The 22,969-nt window shown below is 35.3% G+C and carries 21 protein-coding genes and 1 other RNA gene; 10 read left to right on the plus strand and 12 right to left on the minus strand.

The window, feature by feature from the left end:
• The first annotated feature begins 8 nt into the window (after positions 1-8).
• Positions 9-1,412, plus strand: a complete 1,404-nt coding sequence (locus HCN53_RS05490; RefSeq protein WP_167342285.1) for an exonuclease domain-containing protein — start codon at positions 9-11, stop codon at positions 1,410-1,412.
• 79 nt (positions 1,413-1,491) lie between these two features.
• Here the strand turns inward: HCN53_RS05490 and HCN53_RS05495 are convergent, their stop codons facing one another.
• Positions 1,492-1,926, minus strand: a complete 435-nt coding sequence (locus HCN53_RS05495) for a hemerythrin domain-containing protein (RefSeq protein ID WP_042277886.1) — start codon at positions 1,924-1,926, stop codon at positions 1,492-1,494.
• Positions 1,927-1,936: 10 nt separating this feature from the next.
• Entirely contained in the window at positions 1,937-2,428 is a 492-nt protein-coding gene (locus HCN53_RS05500) for a pyridoxamine 5'-phosphate oxidase family protein (protein ID WP_105019375.1), read from the minus strand.
• Positions 2,429-2,647: 219 nt separating this feature from the next.
• On the opposite strand from HCN53_RS05500, the gene HCN53_RS13115 reads away from it, so the two are divergent.
• Positions 2,648-2,782: a hypothetical protein gene (locus HCN53_RS13115; protein WP_258150540.1), complete on the plus strand. Its 135-nt coding sequence runs from the start codon at positions 2,648-2,650 to the stop codon at positions 2,780-2,782.
• Between the two features lie 47 nt (positions 2,783-2,829).
• Here HCN53_RS13115 and HCN53_RS05505 read toward each other — a convergent pair whose 3' ends face one another.
• Positions 2,830-4,497 (minus strand): alpha-amylase family glycosyl hydrolase, encoded by a 1,668-nt coding sequence (locus tag HCN53_RS05505; protein ID WP_167342286.1) that lies wholly within the window; start codon positions 4,495-4,497, stop codon positions 2,830-2,832.
• A gap of 116 nt (positions 4,498-4,613) precedes the next feature.
• Here HCN53_RS05505 and HCN53_RS05510 point away from each other — a divergent pair, with 116 nt between their 5' ends.
• Positions 4,614-5,492 carry a sterol desaturase family protein gene (locus HCN53_RS05510; protein ID WP_167342287.1) on the plus strand — a complete coding sequence of 293 codons (879 nt, stop codon included), beginning with the start codon at positions 4,614-4,616 and terminating at the stop codon, positions 5,490-5,492.
• Here HCN53_RS05510 and HCN53_RS05515 read toward each other — a convergent pair whose 3' ends face one another.
• The 3 genes from HCN53_RS05515 to ffs form a co-directional block, all read right to left on the minus strand.
• Complete coding sequence (locus tag HCN53_RS05515) at positions 5,493-5,969, minus strand: hypothetical protein (protein ID WP_060524408.1); 477 nt, start codon at positions 5,967-5,969, stop codon at positions 5,493-5,495.
• Complete coding sequence (locus HCN53_RS05520; protein WP_042277878.1) at positions 5,969-6,772, minus strand: SDR family oxidoreductase; 804 nt, start codon at positions 6,770-6,772, stop codon at positions 5,969-5,971. The genes HCN53_RS05515 and HCN53_RS05520 overlap by 1 nt, the downstream gene beginning before the upstream one ends.
• Before the next feature lie 45 nt (positions 6,773-6,817).
• Positions 6,818-6,917: signal recognition particle sRNA small type (ffs, locus tag HCN53_RS05525), an RNA gene on the minus strand.
• 86 nt (positions 6,918-7,003) lie between these two features.
• Here ffs and HCN53_RS05530 point away from each other — a divergent pair.
• The 4 genes from HCN53_RS05530 to HCN53_RS05545 are packed head-to-tail and all read left to right on the plus strand — an operon-like array spanning position 7,004 to position 10,891.
• The gene (locus HCN53_RS05530; RefSeq protein ID WP_167342288.1) at positions 7,004-8,050 is read left to right on the plus strand and encodes a glutaminyl-peptide cyclotransferase; all 1,047 of its coding nucleotides are present in this window, start codon (positions 7,004-7,006) and stop codon (positions 8,048-8,050) included.
• Entirely contained in the window at positions 8,050-8,454 is a 405-nt protein-coding gene (locus tag HCN53_RS05535; protein ID WP_240919403.1) for an acyl-CoA thioesterase, read from the plus strand. The genes HCN53_RS05530 and HCN53_RS05535 overlap by 1 nt, the downstream gene beginning before the upstream one ends.
• A 1-nt stretch (position 8,455) precedes the next feature.
• Positions 8,456-9,991 carry a hypothetical protein gene (locus tag HCN53_RS05540; protein WP_167342289.1) on the plus strand — a complete coding sequence of 512 codons (1,536 nt, stop codon included), beginning with the start codon at positions 8,456-8,458 and terminating at the stop codon, positions 9,989-9,991.
• Positions 9,992-10,018: 27 nt separating this feature from the next.
• Positions 10,019-10,891 (plus strand): DUF6252 family protein, encoded by an 873-nt coding sequence (locus tag HCN53_RS05545; RefSeq protein ID WP_167342290.1) that lies wholly within the window; start codon positions 10,019-10,021, stop codon positions 10,889-10,891.
• A 46-nt stretch (positions 10,892-10,937) separates the two neighbouring features.
• Here HCN53_RS05545 and HCN53_RS05550 read toward each other — a convergent pair whose 3' ends face one another.
• The 3 genes from HCN53_RS05550 to pfkA form a co-directional block, all read right to left on the minus strand.
• A complete protein-coding gene (locus tag HCN53_RS05550; protein WP_105019379.1) occupies positions 10,938-11,810 on the minus strand; it encodes a BadF/BadG/BcrA/BcrD ATPase family protein in 873 nt (290 codons plus the stop codon).
• 72 nt (positions 11,811-11,882) lie between these two features.
• A complete protein-coding gene (gap, locus tag HCN53_RS05555; protein ID WP_105019380.1) occupies positions 11,883-12,887 on the minus strand; it encodes a type I glyceraldehyde-3-phosphate dehydrogenase in 1,005 nt (334 codons plus the stop codon).
• A gap of 79 nt (positions 12,888-12,966) precedes the next feature.
• Positions 12,967-13,953, minus strand: coding sequence for a 6-phosphofructokinase (gene pfkA, locus HCN53_RS05560; RefSeq protein WP_167342291.1), 987 nt, complete (start codon positions 13,951-13,953; stop codon positions 12,967-12,969).
• A gap of 116 nt (positions 13,954-14,069) precedes the next feature.
• Here pfkA and HCN53_RS05565 point away from each other — a divergent pair, with 116 nt between their 5' ends.
• From HCN53_RS05565 to HCN53_RS05575, 3 genes are all read left to right on the plus strand, one after another.
• Positions 14,070-15,812 (plus strand): sodium:solute symporter family protein, encoded by a 1,743-nt coding sequence (locus HCN53_RS05565; protein ID WP_167342292.1) that lies wholly within the window; start codon positions 14,070-14,072, stop codon positions 15,810-15,812.
• A gap of 151 nt (positions 15,813-15,963) precedes the next feature.
• The gene (locus HCN53_RS05570) at positions 15,964-17,811 is read left to right on the plus strand and encodes a cystathionine beta-synthase (protein ID WP_167342293.1); all 1,848 of its coding nucleotides are present in this window, start codon (positions 15,964-15,966) and stop codon (positions 17,809-17,811) included.
• Positions 17,812-17,881: 70 nt separating this feature from the next.
• Positions 17,882-18,259 (plus strand): hypothetical protein, encoded by a 378-nt coding sequence (locus HCN53_RS05575; protein WP_167342294.1) that lies wholly within the window; start codon positions 17,882-17,884, stop codon positions 18,257-18,259.
• Here HCN53_RS05575 and HCN53_RS05580 read toward each other — a convergent pair.
• From HCN53_RS05580 to pheT, 3 genes are all read right to left on the minus strand, one after another.
• Entirely contained in the window at positions 18,256-19,425 is a 1,170-nt protein-coding gene (locus tag HCN53_RS05580) for a GlmU family protein (RefSeq protein WP_167342295.1), read from the minus strand. The two genes, HCN53_RS05575 and HCN53_RS05580, sit on opposite strands and share 4 nt — an antisense overlap.
• Positions 19,426-19,705: 280 nt before the next feature.
• On the minus strand, positions 19,706-20,425 hold the full coding sequence (locus tag HCN53_RS05585) for a hypothetical protein (RefSeq protein ID WP_042277862.1): 720 nt from the start codon (positions 20,423-20,425) through the stop codon (positions 19,706-19,708).
• A 105-nt stretch (positions 20,426-20,530) separates the two neighbouring features.
• A complete protein-coding gene (pheT, locus tag HCN53_RS05590; protein WP_167342296.1) occupies positions 20,531-22,957 on the minus strand; it encodes a phenylalanine--tRNA ligase subunit beta in 2,427 nt (808 codons plus the stop codon).
• Between the last annotated feature and the right edge of the window lie 12 nt (positions 22,958-22,969).

Genomic DNA, 22,969 nt, shown 5'->3' on the forward strand with positions numbered 1-22,969 from the left:
TTCCAATTATGAATTTACAAGAGCAAGATTTTGTTGTAGTAGACCTAGAAACTACAGGTAGTGGACTGGGCGGAAATCGCATCACAGAGATATGTATGGTGCGCCTGCGAGGTGAAAAAATACTAGATAAATATACCAGTCTAGTGGATCCCCAAATGCTTATTCCTGATTTTATTACTAGTCTCACAGGCATTGATAATGAAATGACTAGTAGCGCTCCGCTTTTTGAGGAGATAGCTCAGGATATATTAGATTTTACTAAGGATGCTGTTTTTGTAGCACATAATGTGAGTTTTGATTACAACGTTTTACGCAATGAATTTAAAAGGTTGGAACTACCATTTACCCGTAAAAAATTATGTACGGTAAGATTGTCTAGAAAAATTATTCCTGGGTTTCCTAGTTATAGTTTAGGACGTTTGTGTAATTCATTAGGTATCGATCTTGTAAACAGGCATCGCGCTGAAGGTGACACTGATGCAACGGTAGAATTATTTAAATTACTGCTTACAAAACCCGATGCAAGCGAAGTGATGCTAAAGGCTCTTAAGCCCAAAAGTCGTGAGGGAACTTTTCCACCACACCTAGACCGATCTCAATTTAATGAGTTACCAGAAATTCCCGGAGTTTATCTTTTTAAAAATCAAGCACAGAAGGTCATTTATGTAGGAAAAGCAATTAATTTAAAGAAAAGGGTACTCTCTCATTTTTATAACAAACGCAGTAAGTCCTATCATATGTGTCAAGAAATTCATCACATTGAACATATTCCAACTGGTAGTGAATTGGTTGCGCTGTTGCAAGAGGCAGAACTTATTCTTCACTACTACCCAAAATATAATGCTGCACAAAAAAAACCAAGACGTTCCTACCAGATTTTACATTATAAAAATCAAAAAGGCGTAATTCAGTTTGCGGTAGGAGTTATGAAATCCTACGACTCTAGATTAGTTACTCATTACAGTCGAGCACACGCCGTAGAACAGCTGGAACAATTGTGTGAGGAATATAATCTGTGTCCTAGATATTGTAGTTTTAACACTAAAGAACATTGCACCAGCCATTATAAAATAAAATCATGTAAAGGAGTATGTAGAGAAGAGGAACTTGTTCAACTATATAACATACGAGCTAATCAAGCGATTAAAGCTTTACAAGAGACCAATGCTACTTATTTTATTCAAGAACAAGGTAGAACCGAAGATGAATTTTGTTTGGTGATGGTCAAGGATGGTGAGTATGTAGGTTTTGGGTTTGTACCCAATCATGAATCTATAGAATCGGTAGAACAAGCAGAAAGCTATATTGAATCTAAAAAGCCTAATTATCACACCTCTCAAATTTTAAGAGTCTATATAGAAAAAAGGCCTGGTAAACGATTAGAGATAAATAATTGGAGTACTGCTGTTTAAACTATGTTTTTAAAGCTGTTATTTTCAAGTTTACCAAAAAGTAAAACGTCACCATAGCTTTATGGTGACGTTTTTGTATTTACCTATTGCTTTGCATGGCGTCCTTATAGTCTGACGCTAGGCTTTTCTTTTGATTTTCAGATAGTGATTTTCCTGCAAGTTGAAAAACCTCGTGCTCTTCTTCATCAAGGTGGTGTATTACTTTATCGGCTAGGTTTTTCATGTGTGCCAGCCATGCGCTACTATCAAAGTCTGTGTCATTCAATTTTTCTATTAACTCATCAATTTCATGATGTTCGGCGACGCTGTGTCTGGCTTTATCTTGTGTAAGGTCATCCTTAAATAAAGGAACGTAAAAGTACTTCTCCTCTGCGTCGGCATGGATTTGGAGCTCTTTTTTAAGCTCTTCCCAAATGTTTCTTCTAAATTCACTATCACCAGAGGTGTCTAGTAACTTCTTACAATAATCACGTTGTTTCTCATGGTCTTCTCTTATGGCTTCAAAGATGTTCATAGTATTTTGGTTATAGAGTTAATTTTCCTTTTGTTCCTATATCAGTAGGTGTACCGGTTATGGCTGTAAAACCGAGCTTAATCATATTGCTAAGTGCATTGCTTTTAGTATCCCAATACTGACCTTCAAATGGTTGAAATTTTAAAATAGTAATGGAAGTATCCTCTTCATTTTCAAACCAATTATTATCAATATTTGAGTACAACTCTTTAATCAATTCTCTGTCATGAGAAATTATCGTTTCTCCATATACAATTAGGAACTGGTGGCTTGAAGGATCTGAAAACACAATTTGAGATTCTGCATCAATTTGAATATTCTGATTGTGCTCACTATCCTTTTTGCTAAAGAATAAAATGGTTCCATCGTCCTCTACCCTTTTTAAGGTCATGGGAATTGAGTGAATAGGAAATTTATCAAGTGCGGTTTGAAGGATTCCAGTTTGAATTTCTCTGGTTAATTCTAGGTACTTTTCTCTTGCTTCTCGTTGGGTTAAATTCATGTTGCTAGTTTTTCTTTTAAATCTATTGAACTTAAAAGGGCAAGCGTATTAATGAAATATGAATTAACAGAATTTAAGACTGATTGTTACAAGTTTTCAGAACTTAATTTTATTAAGAAGATTTTAAGTTTAACTCCTTCATTTAGTAATCATTAAATAACAATTCGTTAAGACAAAAAACTGTGCTTGCATATTAAATTTGAAAAAAAAAAGCAAACAATGAAAGAGTACTATCTAACCAATGGTTATAGTGATTACAAAAGAAAGGTAATGACTGATGACAATTCAACTAAGGAAAAACCCAAAGTTGAACCTCAAGAGCTATTTGATACAAGGTATCAAAGTAAACTTTAAACGGCTGGTTTCCCAGCCGTTTTTTTTATTCTAAAGTATAGTAATACTTAAAAGGACTCTAATAGGATTGTGTTGTTAACCACTTGTATGGACACCATTCCATCTTCTACAGAAAGTATTTTATCGGAATAAGCATCTCTAATCTCAGTTGCATTAGGGAATACTTTTTTAACTTCGATAGTAGTTGGACCGTTAGTTAAACCAGTTCCTATTAGTACGTCGTCAACGACTCCATTTTTATTGTAAAAACGGGCGAACAACACGCCTTGTCCATCGTGTTCTAGTTTAAAATGTTTTCCGGCTCCTACAGCAGGATGATTAGATCTAAATGTTCCTAACTTTTGATAATGCGACAACAAATTGTTGTCGATAGCATTCCAATTCATCATAGAACGTAGATTAGCATCACCCAAAGCTCCGTCAACTATCAATTGTCTTGCAGTTTCATCACCGTAGTAGGTTTGTGCCATTCCTGGAGCTAGTAGTAGCTTTGTAGCTGCTTCATACCTTTTTTCTCTTCTAGGATCAAATGGTTGCCCATCATCATGACTGCTTATGTAGTTCATGAAGTAAGCTTTATCATTTGGATCTTCGTTTAGTAAGCTTTCGCGAAAGCTATCATACTTACTAAATAATTCTTCATAACTAGCCTGTGCATGTCTTTTGAAACCAAAATTGATCATGCCGTCATAACCATAATCGAAATAATCTACTTGATTCTCGTCACTGAATGGAAAAGGTCTACCACCTGCTACTTCCCAACCATACAACTCACCTAAAACGAAAAACTCATCGTCATGAATCATTAAATCAGGATGGTTGGACTTCCATTTTTCAAATGCTTTTTTGGATTGATCAATAAAGGTTTGCCATACATCTTCTTCAACATGTTTAACAGTATCTACTCTAAATCCATCTACCCCTGTTTCACGTGCATAATCAGTAACCCATTTAATAAGATAATTAGAAGGTGTACGTGGTAAACCGGTTTCCTCAAAGAAGGCATCGATTTCCTGTATTTCTTGTTCGTATCTACCTTCTTTTTTCCATTTCTGGATTAAGATTTCTGGTAACTCGACTTCTTTACTACTATTCGTTAAAATATCTGGTAAATTGTTAGTTAGTGTACAGTCAACAGCTGTCGCTTGATCTTGATAGGTACAGGTAGGTGTAGTTCGCACCCAATCTGATGGCCAAACGGGATCTAACTCGGTTACAGGACCTGTGTGGTTAATAACCACATCTAGTAAAACTCTTATATCCTGATCGTGAGCTTTTTGAACTATGGTTTTAAATTCCTCGTAAGTTCCATAGCTAGGTTCAATAGCTGTCCAATCCTTTGCCCAATATCCATGAAAAGCATAAGTATTTCCTGTTCCTTCATCAACGCTGCCATGAATTTGCTCCCAAATAGGTGTAAGCCATATTGCATTTACTCCTAAATCAGAGAAGTAACCTTCATCTAGCTTTTGTATAATCCCTGCAAAATCACCACCTCTAAAATCTCTAAGTTTTCCTGTCTCTAGGTCTCTATTTATAATAGTGTCATTAGTGGTATCACCGTTTTTGAATCTATCTGTAAGTAAAAAATAAACATGTGCGCTTGACCAATCAAACACCTTTTCTGGAACGGCAACATCCGCATTATCTTTTGAATTACATGATGTTATAACCAATGCAATTAGCAAAAAGAAAAGTAAATAGATATGTTTCATGAAATAAATTTGAGTACTAAAATACATTCACAATTGTTTTTTATGATGTTATCAGATTTATAAATAATACAACGTTGTAGTTTGTAATCTAAGGACAATATCTTTGTAATCGATTTATGTATAAATATGTAGACGTTTTTATAAGTAGTTTTAAAGGCTATTTTAATTATATAATTCATGAGGTTACACATCCTGAATGGGGTAGCTATTTTTATGGATTGTTATTACTATCCATGGTTGTTTATGTCTTGGAAATAATTATTCCATGGAGAAAAAAGCAGTCGGTAGTTCGCAAGGACTTTTGGTTGGATCTTTTTTACTTACTATTTAATTTCTTTTTGTTTTCACTTATAGGCTATAACGCAGTCAGTGATGTTTTTGTGACGCTGTTTAATGATGGATTGCGAGGTATAGGCATTACCAATCTAGTAGCTATTGAAATACAATCCTGGCCAGTATGGGCACAGTTGCTAACGATGTTCATAATAGCAGACTTTATCCAATGGAATATTCATAGGCTACTTCACAGAGTGCCTGCTTTGTGGCGTTTTCATAAGGTGCATCATAGTGTTAAGGAAATGGGGTTTGCCGCTCAATTTAGATTCCATTTTATGGAAACTATAATATATAAGAGCTTACAATATATACCACTGGCAATGATTGGATTTGGAATACAAGAGTTTTTTGTGGTACACATGATTGCCATTTTAATAGGTCACTTAAATCATGCTAACTTAAACTGGGATTATGGACCATTAAAATATGTTTTTAACAATCCCAAGATGCATTTATGGCATCATGCAAAAAAGCTTCCTAAAGAACATCCTTATGGTGTTAATTTTGGTCTATCCTTAAGTATATGGGATTATTTATTTAAAACGGCTCATCAACCCTACAATGATCCTTATTTAGAATTGGGATTTGAAGGTGATGAGAATTATCCTGATGACTTTATTAAACAGACCATAAAAGGATTTGATAAAAATCAATCCTAATTAGATTCTTCCTGGACTAAATATTCGTTTTTTAAAGCCAAAAAGATCTGCTAGTTTTTCAGCCTCGTATTGGGCTGCTTGCTCATCTTCAAGTTGTAATAGTAATAATCTTTGATAATGATTTTCAGTGAGTAAGCAAATTCTAAAAACTTGTTTTTTGGAACTGCTAGTAACCATTGATCTACTTGTCAAGGTCGTTTTTTCTGTAAAGGAAAGTACCGATATATCCGTGTATGGGCTTAATGTTTCCCATGTTCCAAATTTGATAAATAATACTTGAGTGTATGATTTTAATCGATTTTGATTCTTGTCTAATAAAACGCCTTTACGTGAAAGTAATATAGCAAAACCAACAAGTGTGATACAAATTCCAACTACAACATTTGAAGTAATCCCTACCAAACCAATTATGATAAATAATCCACTTAAAATTCTTGTAACAGGTGGAAAAAGCCAACTTGTTTTAAAATTATGCATTATAAACCATAGTGTTTTTTAAGCATGTTCTCATACATTTTTTCAGGTAGGATTTTTTTGAGAACGATAGAGAACTTTTGTAAAAAGCTTCCTACTTTATAGTGAATTCCGGGATTTTTTGCTTTTAATATTTTTTCGACTGTATATGCAACCTCCATTGGATCATTACCATCATCCACATGTTCATCTATGAGCTTTAAGGTGTGGGAATAACCTTTTTCATAATCACTACCGGCAACAACGGGTGCGTGGTACCTACCTGCTGCGATATTTGTAGCAAAATCTCCAGGTGCTAGGTTACTAAAATGAATATTGAGGTGAGCACACTCCATACGATATGCTTCAGTCGCTATTTCTAGCGCTCCTTTTGAAGCACTGTAAATCCCTCGATAAGGTAATCCCATGTATCCAGCGATACTAGTAATATTTATAACTTGTCCCCTTTTTTGTTTACGCATTATTGGTAAAACAGCTTTTAACACCCTAAGAGGACCATAAAAATTAGTTTCCATAGCATGTTTTACCTCATCAATCGGAGTTTCCTCAATTGGTCCAGTAATACCTACACCTGCATTATTAATTAAGACGTCAATGGTAGTTTCTTTTTGTAAAATAGACGCAACACAGTTGTGTGCCGATTCTAAATCATGAACATCAAGTGCGACTAATTCAAAAGGTAAATTAGAATACTTATTAGGATTTCTACTTGTACCATACACCTTGTAATCTAGTGATGAAAGATGTGTAGCTATGGATTTACCAATACCAGATGAAGCGCCAGTAACAAGAACCACTTTATTCATATTAGTCTTAATATCAGGTAGTTAAATTTCAATGAAGTGTACAAAAAAAGGCAAGCTACCTACATCACACCGCTACGACCGCTTACCTTTGCTGCGTTCCCGCCCTGGAGGAGTTCAGCAGGAGCTGGTTGTGTAGGACTTGCCCGGTGCAAATATATAATCTTGTATGACTGTCACAAAGGATTAACTGTATTTTTATGAGTATATTTCGACTGAATTTTAAGTTGTACTATGAAATTAAAATCGATCGCTATAATTGCGACAATAGCACTCTCATTATCAGGATGTAAGACTGAACTGGAAAAATTCTCTTCAAACTACAGTTTAGAAATTTCCAACCCAAAATCGGTATATACACAGAATGATGAAATAAAAATTAGCCTTATCGATGACGCTGGTATAGGTATGGACAGTATAAAATGGTACCGCAATGCTCAACTTTTAAAAGAGGTTTCGGGTAGTACGCTTTCGCGAAAGCTGGCTAACGAACCTTTAGGTAACATTACCTATAAAGCTCGTATTTATAAAGACGGGAAAATAACGGCTGCCACAACACAGGTTACTCAGTATTCCAACAAACAGCCTAATATGATTAAAACTGTAGTGACTAATAGGTTTCCACATTTGACTGAAGCTTATACACAAGGTCTAGAATTTTATGGAGACAGTTTATATGAAAGTACCGGACAATATCGTGAGAGTGATTTAAGAATCACCAATCCAACTACCGGTGAGGTAATTAAAAAAATCGAATTACCTGCCAATGAATTTGCAGAAGGTATGACCATTTTAAACAATAAAATTTATCAACTTACCTGGCGCAGTAACAAAGGATATGTTTATGATCTTAACTTGAACAAGTTAGATGAATTTAGATACAACGAGAGTAAAGAAGGCTGGGGTCTTACTAACGATGGCAAACATTTACTGAAAAGTGATGGTAGTGCCAAAATTTGGAGGATAGATCCAAACACTTATGAAGAGTTAGGGTACATTGAAGTTACTAGTAATGATCGACGCATTGATAAGATCAATGAATTGGAATTTGTAAATGGTAAAATTTATTGCAATGTGTATCAAAATGATTTAATCATGGTTGTAAATCCAGAAAATGGTGCTGTAGAATCATTTATTAATGTTAAGGATTTACGCAATGAGATACCTAATTGGGATAAAGACAATAACGTACTTAATGGAATCGCTTACCGTAATGAAACTGGTAAGTTCTATGTAACAGGAAAAAGATGGAACACTCTTTTTGAAATTGAATTACAATAGTGAAAGAGGAACTTCCTATCTACTCGAAAGAGCTTTTTGTAACGGACGAACATATAGATCAAAATGGGCATGTAAATAATGTAATCTATGTGCAATGGGTTAATGATATCGCACTGGAGCATTGGTTTTCAAAGTCCAACCAAAAACAACAAAAAGAGGTATTATGGTTTTTAGTAAAGCATACCATTAACTATAAAAGTCAAGCGGTTATCGGTGACCGAATTATTATTAAGACACAGGTAGGACGAGCAACAAATGTGAGATATGAACGTTTGGTAAATATTTACAATGCAGATAGTAGTCAATTACTAGCAAGCTCAAAAACAGATTGGTGCGCTGTAAACCCTGATGGAAAAATTATTAAGATCTCTCAAGAAATTAGAGATTTATTTGAAGTGAAATAGTATGAAGTACTTTTTAGGCGTCTTAGGAATTCTAATTTTATTGATCACAGGAACCTCGTGTAGGGATGATTTTTCGTTTGAACCTAGTACAGGAAATCTAGAATTTTCTCAAGATACTGTGTTTCTAGATACTGTATTTTCTACAATTGGAAGCAGCACTAGAACACTCAAAGTTTACAATAGAAGTTCAGACAACATAGTTATTCCTAGAGTAGCACTAGCCGATGGCACTAATTCAAAATACCGATTAAACGTTGATGGAATACCTGGTCAAGTGTTTGAAAATGTCGAATTACTAGCAAAGGATTCCTTATTTGTTTTTATTGAAACAACTGTAGATATTACTGATTTTACAAACGACACTCAATTTGTTTATGAAGATCAAATTGAATTTGATAGTGGCGCGTTGCAACAAAAAGTAGAATTAGTAACTCTTATACAAGATGCTATCTTCTTATTTCCTGAACGTGATGCCGATGGAGTGATAGGAACATTACCACTAGGAACTACACAGGATGGTGAGGAAATTAGAATTCAAGGTTTTGTTCTAGATGACAGTCAACTCAATTTTACAAATGAAAAACCTTATGTAATATATGGTTATGCAGCAATCCCTAATAATAGGACCATGACTATTCAACCTGGGGCAAGACTTCATTTTCATGCTAATAGTGGGATAATAGCCACTAATGAAGCCACCGTAAAAGCTTTGGGAGATTTCTCCTCAACAGAAGATCTAGAAAACGAAATAATAATTGAAGGTGATAGACTTGAACCATCATTTGCAGACTTACCTGGTCAATGGGGAACAATTTGGCTTACACAAGGTAGCTTAAATCATGAATTCAATCATGTTACCATCAAAAATGCCAGTGTAGGGATTTTGATGGATAATTCTAATCCTAATTCTTCAGGTGCTACCTTAAAAATAAACAACAGTCAGATTTTAAACAGTTCAAACAGCGCTTTAATCGCCACCACTGCCGATGTTGATTGCTCTAATAGTATTTTTCATAACAGTGGTCAAAGTACCGTGATAGCAAGACTAGGTGGTTCTTACAACTTTAATAATTGTACCATTTCAAATTACTGGCGTAATAGCTTTAGACAAGATGCAACATTATTAATAACAAACGGCTTTCCTAATTCTGAATTAAGTGAAGATCTTATAGAAGCTACGTTTTCTAATTGTATCGTATATGGAGATAGGAATATTGAGATTGCCCTAGCTGATACTGAAAATAGTTTGTTCAATTTTAATTTTAACCATAGCTTGTTAAGAATCAATGATGTATTTAATGATTTAGACGGTAATCCTAATTACGATTTTAACAACCCATTACTTTACGAGAACAACATTCTAAACATCGATCCGGAATTTGAAAACCCTGCCAGATTTTTGATGAGAATTGACAATTCGTCTGGTGCTAATGGCATTGCCAATCCAACTACAGCTAGTAACACTGATATTCTAAACATTACGCGAGGAAGCAATCCTGATGCTGGTGCTTATGAAAGTCAAGATCTTAATAATTAACAACTAAAAACAACTAAAAAAATCGATATGTTAAAGAGAACTTTACCTTTTTTAATTTTAATTCTTTCTGTTGTAGCATGTACTACAGATATAGAACCACTGGATCCAGGATTAAATCCTAACGGTGGTAATAATGGTGGTGGTAACTTAAATGCCGTTTTCACCGCAGAAATTGATGGTCAATTCAATGACTATTCAAGTACAGTCGAAGCTGAGGAAACTGAAGATGGTTTTACCGTAGGTACTTTGGGAAATCCTACTCTAGCCATTCAGGTATTTAATCCTGCTGTTGGCTCCTTTAATGTAGACGCAAATAACACAAACACTGGTGCGCTTATACTCTATTCTTCTGGTCCTAACAGCCTCTATGTTCCAATGAGTGGTACTGTAACAATCACTTCCTATGATACTACAAATCAAATTGCAAACGGTACATTTGAAGGTGTCATGTCGGATATTGCAGGAGTAGATCCCGATGTAATAATTACAAATGGTGTTTTTCAAAACATTACATACGACATTACAACCTCTTTTGATGAATGTGAAGCTCTATTAGACGGTAATCAGTTTGTAGCCGACGTTTTTGCATCAGCTGAAATCAATAATCAACTAAGTATTGCTTTCAGTAATAGCTTAAATGAACAAATCAACATTCAATTTCCATTGAATATTACTCCTGGCACTTATGATATAGAAGGTTTAGGAGGCACTTATATCGGTCGTTACACCGACACTAACGGAGTTGATTACACCTCTGTACCAATGAGTGGTGAATTAGTAATTACTAGTTCTTCTAACCTCATATTTGAAGGTACATTTGAATTTACAGTAGCCGAAGATGGAAATCCTGCTAATGTTATTGTCATAACCGCTGGAACATTTATCTACGACTATAATTAATAAGAATTAACAGTATAAAAAAACCGAGCTTCGAGCTCGGTTTTTTTTATACATTTTGTTGTTGTTTGATTTTGTCAATGTGATAATCCACTAAACCTTCAATTGGCCTGCGCACAATGTTACCCACTTCATAATCAAACTCATTTGCAACTTGCTTGATTCTCTTTTCAGCAAAATGAGCAATACTTCCTACAAAATGAACTTTATACTGTTTTAATTCTTCTTGAAATTGTAAAATCATGTTGCGTGAGAACTTTCGTAATCCTTTACGCAACAATTTTTTGATGTATCGTTCTTCTAGATTTTTAAAAATAAACTCAGCGTGCTTTGCTAGATAGGCATTAGGATTTGGTAGTTTATACAAATTGTACTTAATGTAATCCGGATCTGTATTATATTCTGCCGCAAATCGTTCCATTAATACTCCTGGCATTTTACCGTAATTGTAATCTTTGAGCAACTGCTTACCATACCAGTTACCACTTGCATCATCCATTAAGGTATAGCCTAATGAAACCACGCGTTGTTCAATATGAGTACCATCGCTAAAACAGCAATTAGATCCAGTTCCTAAAATACAAACAATACCTGGCCTGTCTCCTACCGCGGCATATACGGCAGCTGCAGTATCTTCTTTAACAACGACCTCATTTGCTTGTTGAAAATAATTCTCCAATAAATTTTGAAGCGCCAATCTAGGTTTTTCGGTACCACAACCAGCACCGTAGAAAAAAATTTTTTCAACCTTTTCTTTCGAAGCAATGAGCTCACTTGATTCATTTATGCGATCTTCTAGTTGTTCCAGAGTTAGAATAGCCGGATTCATACCTTTTGTCCTAGACTTGAATAATTGATTTCCATCATTATCAAGAGCTATCCAATCACATTTTGTAGAACCACTATCGGTGATAAGTATCATAAGGGTTAGTTTTAAGGGTAAAACAAAAAACGGCCGCAATCAAATAGTTTTGCAGCCGTTTTCTTTTAATCATTATAATGAATTTACCTTTTCAGCTAGGTCTACCAATTTGTTTGAGTAACCAAACTCGTTGTCGTACCAACTCACCAACTTGAAAAATGTTGAATTAAGTTCGATTCCTGCAGTAGAATCATAAATACTAGTGCGGTCATCACTTACAAAATCCTGAGAAACTACAGCCTCATCGGTATAACCTACTATCCCTTTGTATTCGTTTTGTGCCGCTTTCGCGAAAGCGGAATTAATTTCCTCTAAGCTAGTCTCCTTACTTAGTTTTACTGTTAAATCAACAACCGAAACGTCTACAGTAGGCACTCTAAATGCCATACCAGTAAGTTTACCTTTAAGTTCTGGGATTACTTTAGTAACAGCAACTGCTGCTCCTGTAGAAGTTGGAATAATGTTATTCATAGCACTACGACCCAATCTATAGTTCTTTTTGCTAGGTCCGTCAACAGTGGCTTGTGTTGCAGTTGTTGCATGAACGGTAGTCATAAGCGCCTCTTCAATACCGAAATTATCATCAAGGATTTTTGCCATAGGTGCCAAACAGTTTGTTGTACATGAAGCATTGGAAACGATATGATGATCCGCAGTTAGTTTATCGTCATTTACACCCATTACAAACATAGGTGCAGTCTTTGATGGTGCAGATATTACCACTTTTTTTGCACCAGCATCGATATGAGCTTGTGCTGTATCTAGGTCGGTAAAAATACCTGTACAATCTGCCACTACATCAACGTTAACATCGTTCCATGCAAGATTTTTTGGATCTCTTTCACTCGTTACTCTTACCTCTACACCATCTACGATTAAATTTCCATCCTTTATTTCGATAGTACCGCCATAACGACCATGTACTGAGTCATATTCTAATAAATAAGCTAATTGTTCTACTGGAACAAGGTCATTGATAGCAACTACTTCTACATTTTCTCTTTTTAAAGTTGCTCTAAAAACGATTCGACCTATTCTACCAAAACCGTTTATTCCTAATCTTAATTTTTTACTCATTTTATTGTAATTAAATGTTGTTTTGAAATATTAAATTGTTAGCACTTTTCAATAGATAATAAACATCTTGAAAAGCATTTTATATTGTCACTATATCACTTACTCTAAGTAATTCTGTGTCAATTTCTGTTTTACCTTTAACGGCTTTATCTAGTGGACATAAGGCCATTTTATTATTTTGAATTCCTACCATGTAATTAGTCTTACCTTCTAGTAAACTCTCCACAGCTTTTACACCCATACGGCTAGCTAAAACACGGTCAAAACACGATGGAGTTCCACCACGTTGCATGTGTCCAAGTACTGATACTCTTACCTCATATTCTGGCATATTTTGAAGTACATAATCTTTTAGGTCAAAAACATTCTCTCCTGTCGTATCTCCTTCGGCTACCACAACTATACTCGATGATTTTCCGTTTTTACGACTGCGTTTTAAACTTTCTACAAGTCTGTCCTTACCCATATCCTCTTCTGGAATAAGAATCTCTTCAGCTCCAGCTCCTATCCCAGCATTTAGTGCAATATGTCCCACATCACGACCCATGACCTCAACAAAGAACAACCTGTTATGCGAACTCGCTGTATCTCTAATTTTATCAATAGCATCAACTACTGTGTTCAATGCGGTATCATATCCTAAAGTAAATTGAGTACCGTATATATCATTATCAATAGTTCCAGGTATTCCCATTACTGGAAAATCAAACTCCTCGTTAAAAACCATTCCACCAGTAAATGAACCATCACCACCTATGACCACAAGAGCTTCCATTCCCGATGCTTTAACTTGTTCATAAGCTTTCTTACGACCTTCTACAGTGCGAAATTCTTGTGAACGTGCACTTTTAAGAACCGTTCCTCCTTTATTTATAATGTTATTGACACTACGTGGTGTCATTTCCTTGAAATCACCTTCAATAAGTCCTTGATATCCACGGTATATACCCAAACACTCTACTTGATGGTAGGCACATGTTCGAACCACCGCTCTTATTGCTGCATTCATTCCTGGAGAATCACCTCCAGAGGTCATTAAACCTATTTTTTTAAAGCTTTTGTTCATTACGTTTTTAATAAAAACCAAGCTAATCTATTAACTTTTCCTAAAAAAATGATCGCTATTAATCTATATTTAGCGTTTAGAGAAAATTCAAACGTTATCGTTAATAACTTTTTTACATGGAACTGGAATTCATAGACTTTACGCTCATAATCAGCTTCTTTTTAATCTCCCTTTTAGTAGGAATTTGGGTCTCAAAAAGCAGTGGAAAAGACAGTTCTTCCTTCTTTTTATCCAGTAGAAATATGCCGTGGTGGTTACTAGGATTTTCTATGGTCGCCACCACCTTTGCTGCCGACACTCCAAATTTAGTAGCAGGATTAGTTCGTACCGATGGTGTTTCGGGTAATTGGGTGTGGTGGGCTTTTTTACTAACTGGTATGCTTACTGTATTCTTTTATGCGCGATTATGGCGTCGCAGTGGTGTTACCACCGATTTAGAATTTTATGAATTAAGGTACAGCGGCAAAAGCGCTGCTTTCCTTAGAGGTTTTAGAGCATTATACTTAGGTGTAGTTTTTAATATCATTATAATGGCTACTGTATGCCTTGCTGCTATAAAAATTGGTCACGTTATGTTTGGTTTTGATGCAACCACAACTCTAGTATACGCTTGTGTAGTTACAGTTGCCTATTCGCTTTTAGGAGGATTAAAAGGTGTATTAATAACAGATTTCATACAGTTTATTATAGCAATGGTAGGTTCGATATGGGCTACATGGTATATTCTAGATCTACCTGAAATAAATGGTATGAAAAACTTAATTGCTCATCCTAATGTCCAAGATAAACTAGACTTGATACCCGATTTTTCTAACACTGATATGGTGATGGGTATTTTTCTTATTCCTATCGCTGTTCAATGGTGGAGCACTTGGTATCCAGGTGCAGAACCTGGTGGTGGAGGCTATATAGCGCAGCGCATGCTTGCCGCAAAAGATGAAAAAAACGCTACATGGGCTGTTCTATTTTTTAATCTAGCACATTATGCATTGAGACCGTGGCCATGGATCATTATAGGACTAGCTTCTCTAATTATTTATCCCAACCTCGAATCGTTATCACTTGCATTTCCTAATCTAGATCCTTCATTCATAAAGGATGACCTCAGTTATCCAGCTATGCTTACTTATTTGCCTGCTGGTTTACTTGGGCTAGTTGTTACCTCGTTAATCGCAGCATTTATGAGCACTATTTCTACTCATTTGAATTGGGGTTCTAGCTATGTTGTCAATGATTTTTATGCTAGGTTTTTATATCCAGAAGCTACTGAAAAAGAAAAAGTTATTGTCGGTAGAGTTTCCATGCTAGTAATGATGTTATTAGCCGCCTTGCTTTCCTTTGTTTTGGAGGAAGCAAAATTTGCATTTGATCTTATCATTCAAATAGGTGCTGGATCTGGATTACTATTTATTCTTAGGTGGTTTTGGTACAGGATAAATCCGTGGTCAGAGATAACAGCAATGACCATTTCCTTCCTAGTGGCGTTAGTATTTTTCTTAAATAACAGTGACCTCACATCATTACAATATCAAATATTTGGAGAACTCGCTAGCTGGAAAATGATTTGCATCAATGTTTTAATAACATCTATTGCATGGTTAACGGTTACGTTCTTGACTGAAAAAAGTGACAGCGAAACCTTAAATAGGTTTAATAATCTCATCTATGGCAAAGAATCAAAATTCCATAATTTCCCTGCTAAAACTTTAGGGTTCCTTCTTGGAATAACAGGTGTATATAGTTTACTATTTGCCACAGGAAAACTACTTTATGGTGAGACCGTAATTGGTTTAACATTACTATTAATCTTTATCACCTGTACATTGGGTATTATTTTAATGAGAAAAAAATTGTTTTAAGGCGTGGTGAGTATCACGCTTTCGCGAAAGCGTACTTATTACAACCTCAATTGCATTTCATCAAACTTGATTAAATAGCTATCCAAACTTCCTGTTAAAGGCTTTTTGAACGATTTTTTAAAAACTAAATTTGCACGAGAAACGATAAACAATGCAGAAAGAATCTATATTTTCCTTTATTCAAAAGGTATTGGTAAACATGCCTGAAGGATGGGTAAAAACTACTACACACCGATTAGACATATATAACGAAGCTCTTGCAAAAACCGAGTTTTTAATGCAGTTTGAACAACTGTTTGAAAAAGGAGATGCTTCAAGAAAATCATTAGAGGAATTACCTACAGCCTATGATTATATAAGACTGGGACATCCTTTGTCGTGTGTGCTAGAATGGACTCTAGCAAAGATTAATGACGTTGATGCTCATCAAGTTATTTCCTTTTCCTCTCGTACGGCTCCTATACTAGCCGTATTACGTAAAAACTTACTAGAAAACAAAAACACAAGACTAGTATTTAATAAGGAATTACCGGCATTCATTGACTTTGAAAAAATAAGAGAGGTTTATGGATATAATTTTGAAACTATTAAAATAGATAGCTTATCAGCATTAGACAATTACGCTGGTAGTACGGTTCATATAAAACAGGGTGGCAACAACTTGTCTACAACTTTAGAATCTGCCGCTGATTTTACTATAACTACTCATGGAAGATTAGGTAGCATCATAAGTATAAATAATGACTCTAATAAACATTATATAGCAGATATTCAACACGTGCGCCGTAGAGAAACTATCGCTATGACGCCTGCTGATTCACTTAAAGTTTTAAAATCGTTAGTGAATAATTCTAATCTTTCAATTCCATCAATTGACACTGACGTCAAGAAAAAAGTTCTTAAAACTATACAGGAAGTCGCAGGAATAAATGAAGCTCCTGTTGTAGGATCCAGTGGACTTTCTATTCAGTATGCTATTATGATGGGATTAATTGACCATGCAAATGAAAACCATCCTGGGAAACCCATAAAATTTGTTGTACCACCTAATTGTTACGGTGGTACCAATGATCAAGCTAGAAGAGTTGCAGCAACGCTGGACCATGTTGAAATTATGGATTTACCAGTGGATGGTGAAAACGACATGGTAAATAGTACCGAAAAAGTACTTGTTGAAATCGCTAAACAAGATGCTATTCCCTACATTATAGCAGAAATACCAACAAATCCTAGAGTTGAAGTTCCTGAACTTGATGCGCTCAAAAAAGTGTTATTACAAGAAAGAAAAACACCAACAGGAAGTGTTGCTGTAGATCCGGTTTTTATTCTTGATCAAACTTTTTGCCCCAACATCCAGTTCATGAAAGCTGGAGAGCTCTTAGAAAATGTGCGTAGTATTTCATATGCCAGTGGATCAAAATTTCCTAGCGGTGGAAAATGTACGGCTGGTTATTGTATAGGTAATCCTAATGCAAAATCTTTAATGCTTAAGGTAAGTGAGCATCTTAATTTATGCGACAACGAGGCTACTGACTTGCAATATGAATTACTAGCAGAACAATTACCAGGAATGAATGATCGTATTAAAGGCGCTTATCTCAATACCAGAGAGTTTGTAAATTTTATAGAAGACACACTTCCTGAAGCAAAAATCAACTTTGTTTCTGAAGAATTAGCACAACGAGGATTTACACCTTCAGTATTTTCCTTAGATCTTCCTACCCAAGGAAACACTCCTGAAGAACGAGAAAATTATAAACGTAATTTGAATCTTAAGTTGATTCACCTTATGATTAATAAAATACCGCATGAAAGTAAGTTTTGTGTAAGCTATGGACAATTGAAAGGTTGTTATTGGACAGTGCCAGCAACTTCAACCCAAGGAACAACTAAAGAAGAGGATAAAGACTATATCGTGCGAGCTTCCTTATCTGCAAGCATGGATCTAGAGCTGCACAAGCAAGTTTTTAAAGAATTTGTTACTACTCACATTCATTAAAATATACCGTTATTTTTAAACTGGACGCAACCAATTAAAAGGTTTTACATCTATTTTAAAAATAACGGTTATGAATAAACTACTTATACTATTTATCATCCCTTTGCTATTTTCTTGCCAAGAAGATGATGAGATCCAGATAGAAACAAATGTAATTGGTGAATGGGAAATTGTGGCAAGATACGCTGATCCAGGAGATGGCAGCGGATCCTTTCAACCTACTACAGGTAAATTTCTCACCTTTAGCAACAACAATGTTCTATTTTGTAATCAAGGATTTTGCTTTGCATCACTCACACAAGCAACAACTACTGGTAGTTTTGATGATAGCAACAAAACCATAACTACATCAGACTGTGATGCTACTTATAGTTTTAACGGCATGTTTTTAGAAGTATCTTATTTATGTATTGAACCTTGTATTGAACGATATATAAGAGTCAATTAATCCTTACGGTACTTTTTTGTGTTTTCAAAAACAGAATTCAAAATACGTTGTTCTACATCGTTAAAACTCAATTTACGCCTTTGCATGACCACATCGGCAACCTCATAAGCTTTAGCAGGTTTGTAAGTCATTGTTCCTTGCGGTCCACCCCATGTGAATGATGGAATAAAATTACGTGGGTATCCTGCTCCATAAATATTAGCACTCACGCCTATCACCGTACCAGTATTAAACATGGTGTTAATACCACATTTACTGTGATCTCCCATCATTAAACCACAAAATTGCAAACCAGTTTTAGCAAATCTACCTGTTTTATAATCCCATAATTTAACCTCGGCGTAATTGTTTTTTAGATTACTAGTGTTCGTGTCGGCACCTAGATTACACCATTCTCCAAGTACAGAGTTACCCAGATAACCTTCATGACCTTTATTTGAATATCCTAGTAATACAGAATTACCAACTTCACCACCGATTTTACTATGAGGTCCTACAGTAGTCGGACCATATACTTTAGTTCCTAATTTTGTCGAGCTATTATCACATAATGCAAATCCACCTCGTATAATACTACCTTCCATAACCTCAGCATTTTTACCTATATAAATAGGACCATCTGTAGCATTAAGAATGCAGAATTGTAATTTGGCGCCTTCTTCAATAAAAATGTTTTCACTAGCTATTGATTGAACTCCTTCAGGAATAGGTTGTGAGCTCCTATTTTGAGTTATTCTATTAAAGTCGGCTTTTAATTGATCACCATTTTTTGAAAAAATATCCCAAGTGTGATACAAGCCATCAACTTCTTCTGCATAAATCACTTGTTCTAATTCAATAGTAGGTATTGAAATAGTTGAAGATCTGTAAGCAATAATCTCATCATTTGCGACCAGTTTTTGATTAGGTTTTAATGATTGTATAGCTTCAACTAACGGTTGTGAGGCAAAAATGTGTCCTGCAATTACCGTGTTATCATCCTTTTCGACAAGAGGATATTTTTCTTGTAAATAATCCTGTGTATAGTAGCTAACAGAGCTTTTTAAATACGCTTCCCATTTTTCTTGTAAGGTTTGTATACCACATCTAAGTAACGATGTAGGTCGAGTATACGTAAATGGTAATAAGGATAAATGCTGATTAAAGTCGGCAAGGATGTAATTCATAGTGATCAATTATTATTCAAAGGTCGGTAAAAGATTTTGTAATCTCATATCAAAATAGCCCTTCTTCGTTTGATTTTTAAAACTACATGCATCGATACCTTGCTACTGTATTGTTTTAAAAGTAGTAAGAACTTGCCACCTGAAACGAGTGATTTTAAATGCTTACATGAAGTTTACAACCAATACATAACTATAGAAAAACATTGTGTAAAACAGTGCATAAAAAAACTGCCCTGGGTAACAGGGCAGTTGAATCAAAAACAAAATCTATATCGAGAAACTAAGCATTAAAATACTTACTATTCCATATAGCAACATTAAAATTCTTACCAGTAGCAAAGGAATAATACAAGACTATACTAGCCACTGATTTGAATGTAAAAAAGAATATTAAAAGGTATTCTACAGATGTAGTATCATTACTAAAAAGACCGTTTGGAATCATGTAAGCCAGTAAACCACTTACTACCAATGTAGTTAATATTAAGTTTTCAAAACTCTTTACACACCAAGCCCATGCTTTTCTAAATGGATTTAAGTCATTTCCCCATTTATGAATAAGGTAAAAGTAGCCATTACCGATAGGTGCAAAAAGTAAAGGGTCATCCTTATCTTCTAACTTGAAAAGTTTTGAAGGAGCGACAATTTTAAAACCGCTCATCGTCATTTGATGATCTTTTTCTAATTGCTTGATTTCATTAAGAGCTTCTTGAGGAATCTCGTTTTTAAAATACTTTGTATCTAAAAAACGTAATCTATAATCCACACAAATCTTTCTAATTTGGTCAACGTGATAAATTCGATCAGCATCTAATAAATCAATATCAAATTGATTGCGTGGTGTAGGTTTTTGCGGACTCTTCATCCTAGCTATAATAGCATCTTCCCGTTTATTGTCTTCAGCTAGAATAGCATAAACTTCTTTTAAAACATCTTCGCTAGTGGTTGCCTTATTTCTCACCTTGCGCAATTGATCCTCAATGTTTGTTCTACTAAGCATACTCTTTTAATTCTTAAAATTAGAATTGAAGTTTCAATTTAAAACAAAACTCCTTCACAACCATAGTCGCAAAGGAGTTAAAAACTTTACTTAAAAAAACAAATCTTATCTAAGAACTGCTCCAGTTTGTTTTTCAAGTGATTGCTGTATCTTATTCATTACCTTGTCGATTTGCTTATCAGTTAAGGTTTTATTCTCATCTAATAATGAGAAACTAAGGGCATATGATTTTTTGCCAGCTGGAAGATTTTTACCTTGATATACATCAAATAATTTAACCTCCTTAAGCAATTTACGTTCTGCGTTTAAAGCAACCGTTTGTAATTCTTTAAAGCTTACTTCATCATTAATTAATAAGGCAAAGTCACGTTGCACGACAGGGAATTTTGGTATCGATGTTATCGGTTTATTTTCTGTTTGAACTAATTTAATAACCTCGTCCCAGTAAATATTTGCGTAATGCACCGTTTGATCAATGCCAAACTCTCTGGTGAACTTCTTGCTTATCACACCTAGATCAGCAATTTTAGCTCCGCTATTAAGTGAAATACCTTCACCCAGAAATTCCAGTTTAGTAGCTTTTTCATTTAAAGTGGTAATTCCCAATCGATTTAAAACCGCCGTAACAGCACCTTTCAAATAGAAAAAGTCTGCTGGTTGATCTCCACCTATCCATGAATTTGAATGTACGTTACCCGTAGTAAATAGGGTTAAATGTTGTTGTTCTGTAAATTGACCACTAGAATATTGGTGATAGGACTTTCCAAATTCAAATAATTTAAGGTCTTCTTGTCTTCTATTGATATTGTATGCAATAGCCTCTAATCCTCCATAGATAAGACTTTGACGCATTACCGCTAGATCACTGCTTAATGGATTCAACATGCGTACCTCGTTATCAGCCGAAATTTGTTCACCTAAATGATGATATTTTTCAGCAGTAAGAGAATTTGCCATCATTTCATAAAATCCTAATCCAACTAATTGCTGCGCTGCAATATTTTGAATACGGTTATTTTCTTTTCTTGAAGTGGTAGCGATAGTAGCATTAAGTTTAGTCCCTACTTCAATGCGATCATAACCATAAACGCGTAGTATTTCTTCTATTACATCGGCAGGACGAGTTACATCATTTCGATAAGCAGGAACTGTGAGTCCGATACCAGCATCGGTCGCGTGATTCACATTAATCTCTAACGAACTTAATATTGTGGTAATTTCCTCGCGAGGAATTTCTTGACCTATTAAATTATTAATTTGTTCAAAGGTCACGTACACCTCATGATCTTCTAGTTTTACAGGGTAATGATCTACTATATCACTACTTACGTGTCCACCAGCACATTCTTCAATAAGAGTCACCGCTCTTTTAAGAGCATATTCGGTAATATTAGGATCTATACCTCGCTCAAATCTAAAGCTAGCATCGGTATTAAACCCGTGACGTTTGGCAGTTTTACGTACGCTTACAGGATCAAAGTAAGCACTCTCCAAAAATATACTAGTTGTACTTTCTGTTACGCCGCTGTTTTTTCCACCGTAAACTCCTGCAATGCATAAGGGTTTTTGATCATCACAAATCATAAGGTCTTCCTCATGTAATTTGTGTTCCACTCCATCAAGAGTAATAAATGGCGTGTCCTTTTCGACTGTTTTGACAATTATTTTGTTACCAGTAATTTTATTGGCATCAAAGGCATGTAACGGCTGCCCTAACTCATGCATCACATAGTTGGTAATATCAACAATGTTATTTTTAGGTGCTAGACCTATGGCCTTTAATCTATTTTTCAACCACTCTGGTGATTCTTTTACCTGTAAGCCCGTTAAAGTCACTCCGCAATATCTTGGTGCTTTTTCAGGGTTTTCAACTTCTACATCGATACGTAATGTGCGATCATCCACATGAAAACTACTTACCGATGGTGTAATAAACTCGGTAAGTTCACCAGTTTCTACTGCAAGACCAGCTCTTAAATCTCGAGCTACACCCATGTGTGACATGGCATCTGCACGATTAGGAGTAAGTCCAATCTCAATCACATGATCTTGCTCAATTTTATAAATCTCGCTTAATGGAGTTCCTACTTCACAAGAATCATCTAGTACTAAGATCCCATCGTGAGATTCTCCCAATCCTAATTCATCCTCGGCACATATCATTCCGTGACTTTCCTCACCACGTATTTTACCTTTTTTTATCTTCCACGCCTCACCTTTATCATCGTAAAGTACCGTTCCTATTGTGGCAACAGGAACCTTTTGACCGGCTTCTACATTGGGCGCTCCACAAACTATCTGTACCGTCTTTTCACCTAGGTTGACAGTGGTAATTTTTAATTTATCGGCATTTGGGTGCTTTTCACAAGTTTCTACATGACCTACAACCACGCCTTGTAATCCACCTTTTACACTTTCAAATTTCTCAACGCCTTCAACCTCAAGCCCCAGTGAAGTCAATAGGGCTGTATGTTTATCAATGTTGTGAGGTATGTTTATAAATTGTTTAATCCAGTTGTAGGATACTCTCATGTCCTTTGTTTT

The sequence above is a fragment of the Nonlabens sp. SY33080 genome (assembly GCF_011784885.1).
Lineage (GTDB): Bacteria > Bacteroidota > Bacteroidia > Flavobacteriales > Flavobacteriaceae > Nonlabens > Nonlabens tegetincola.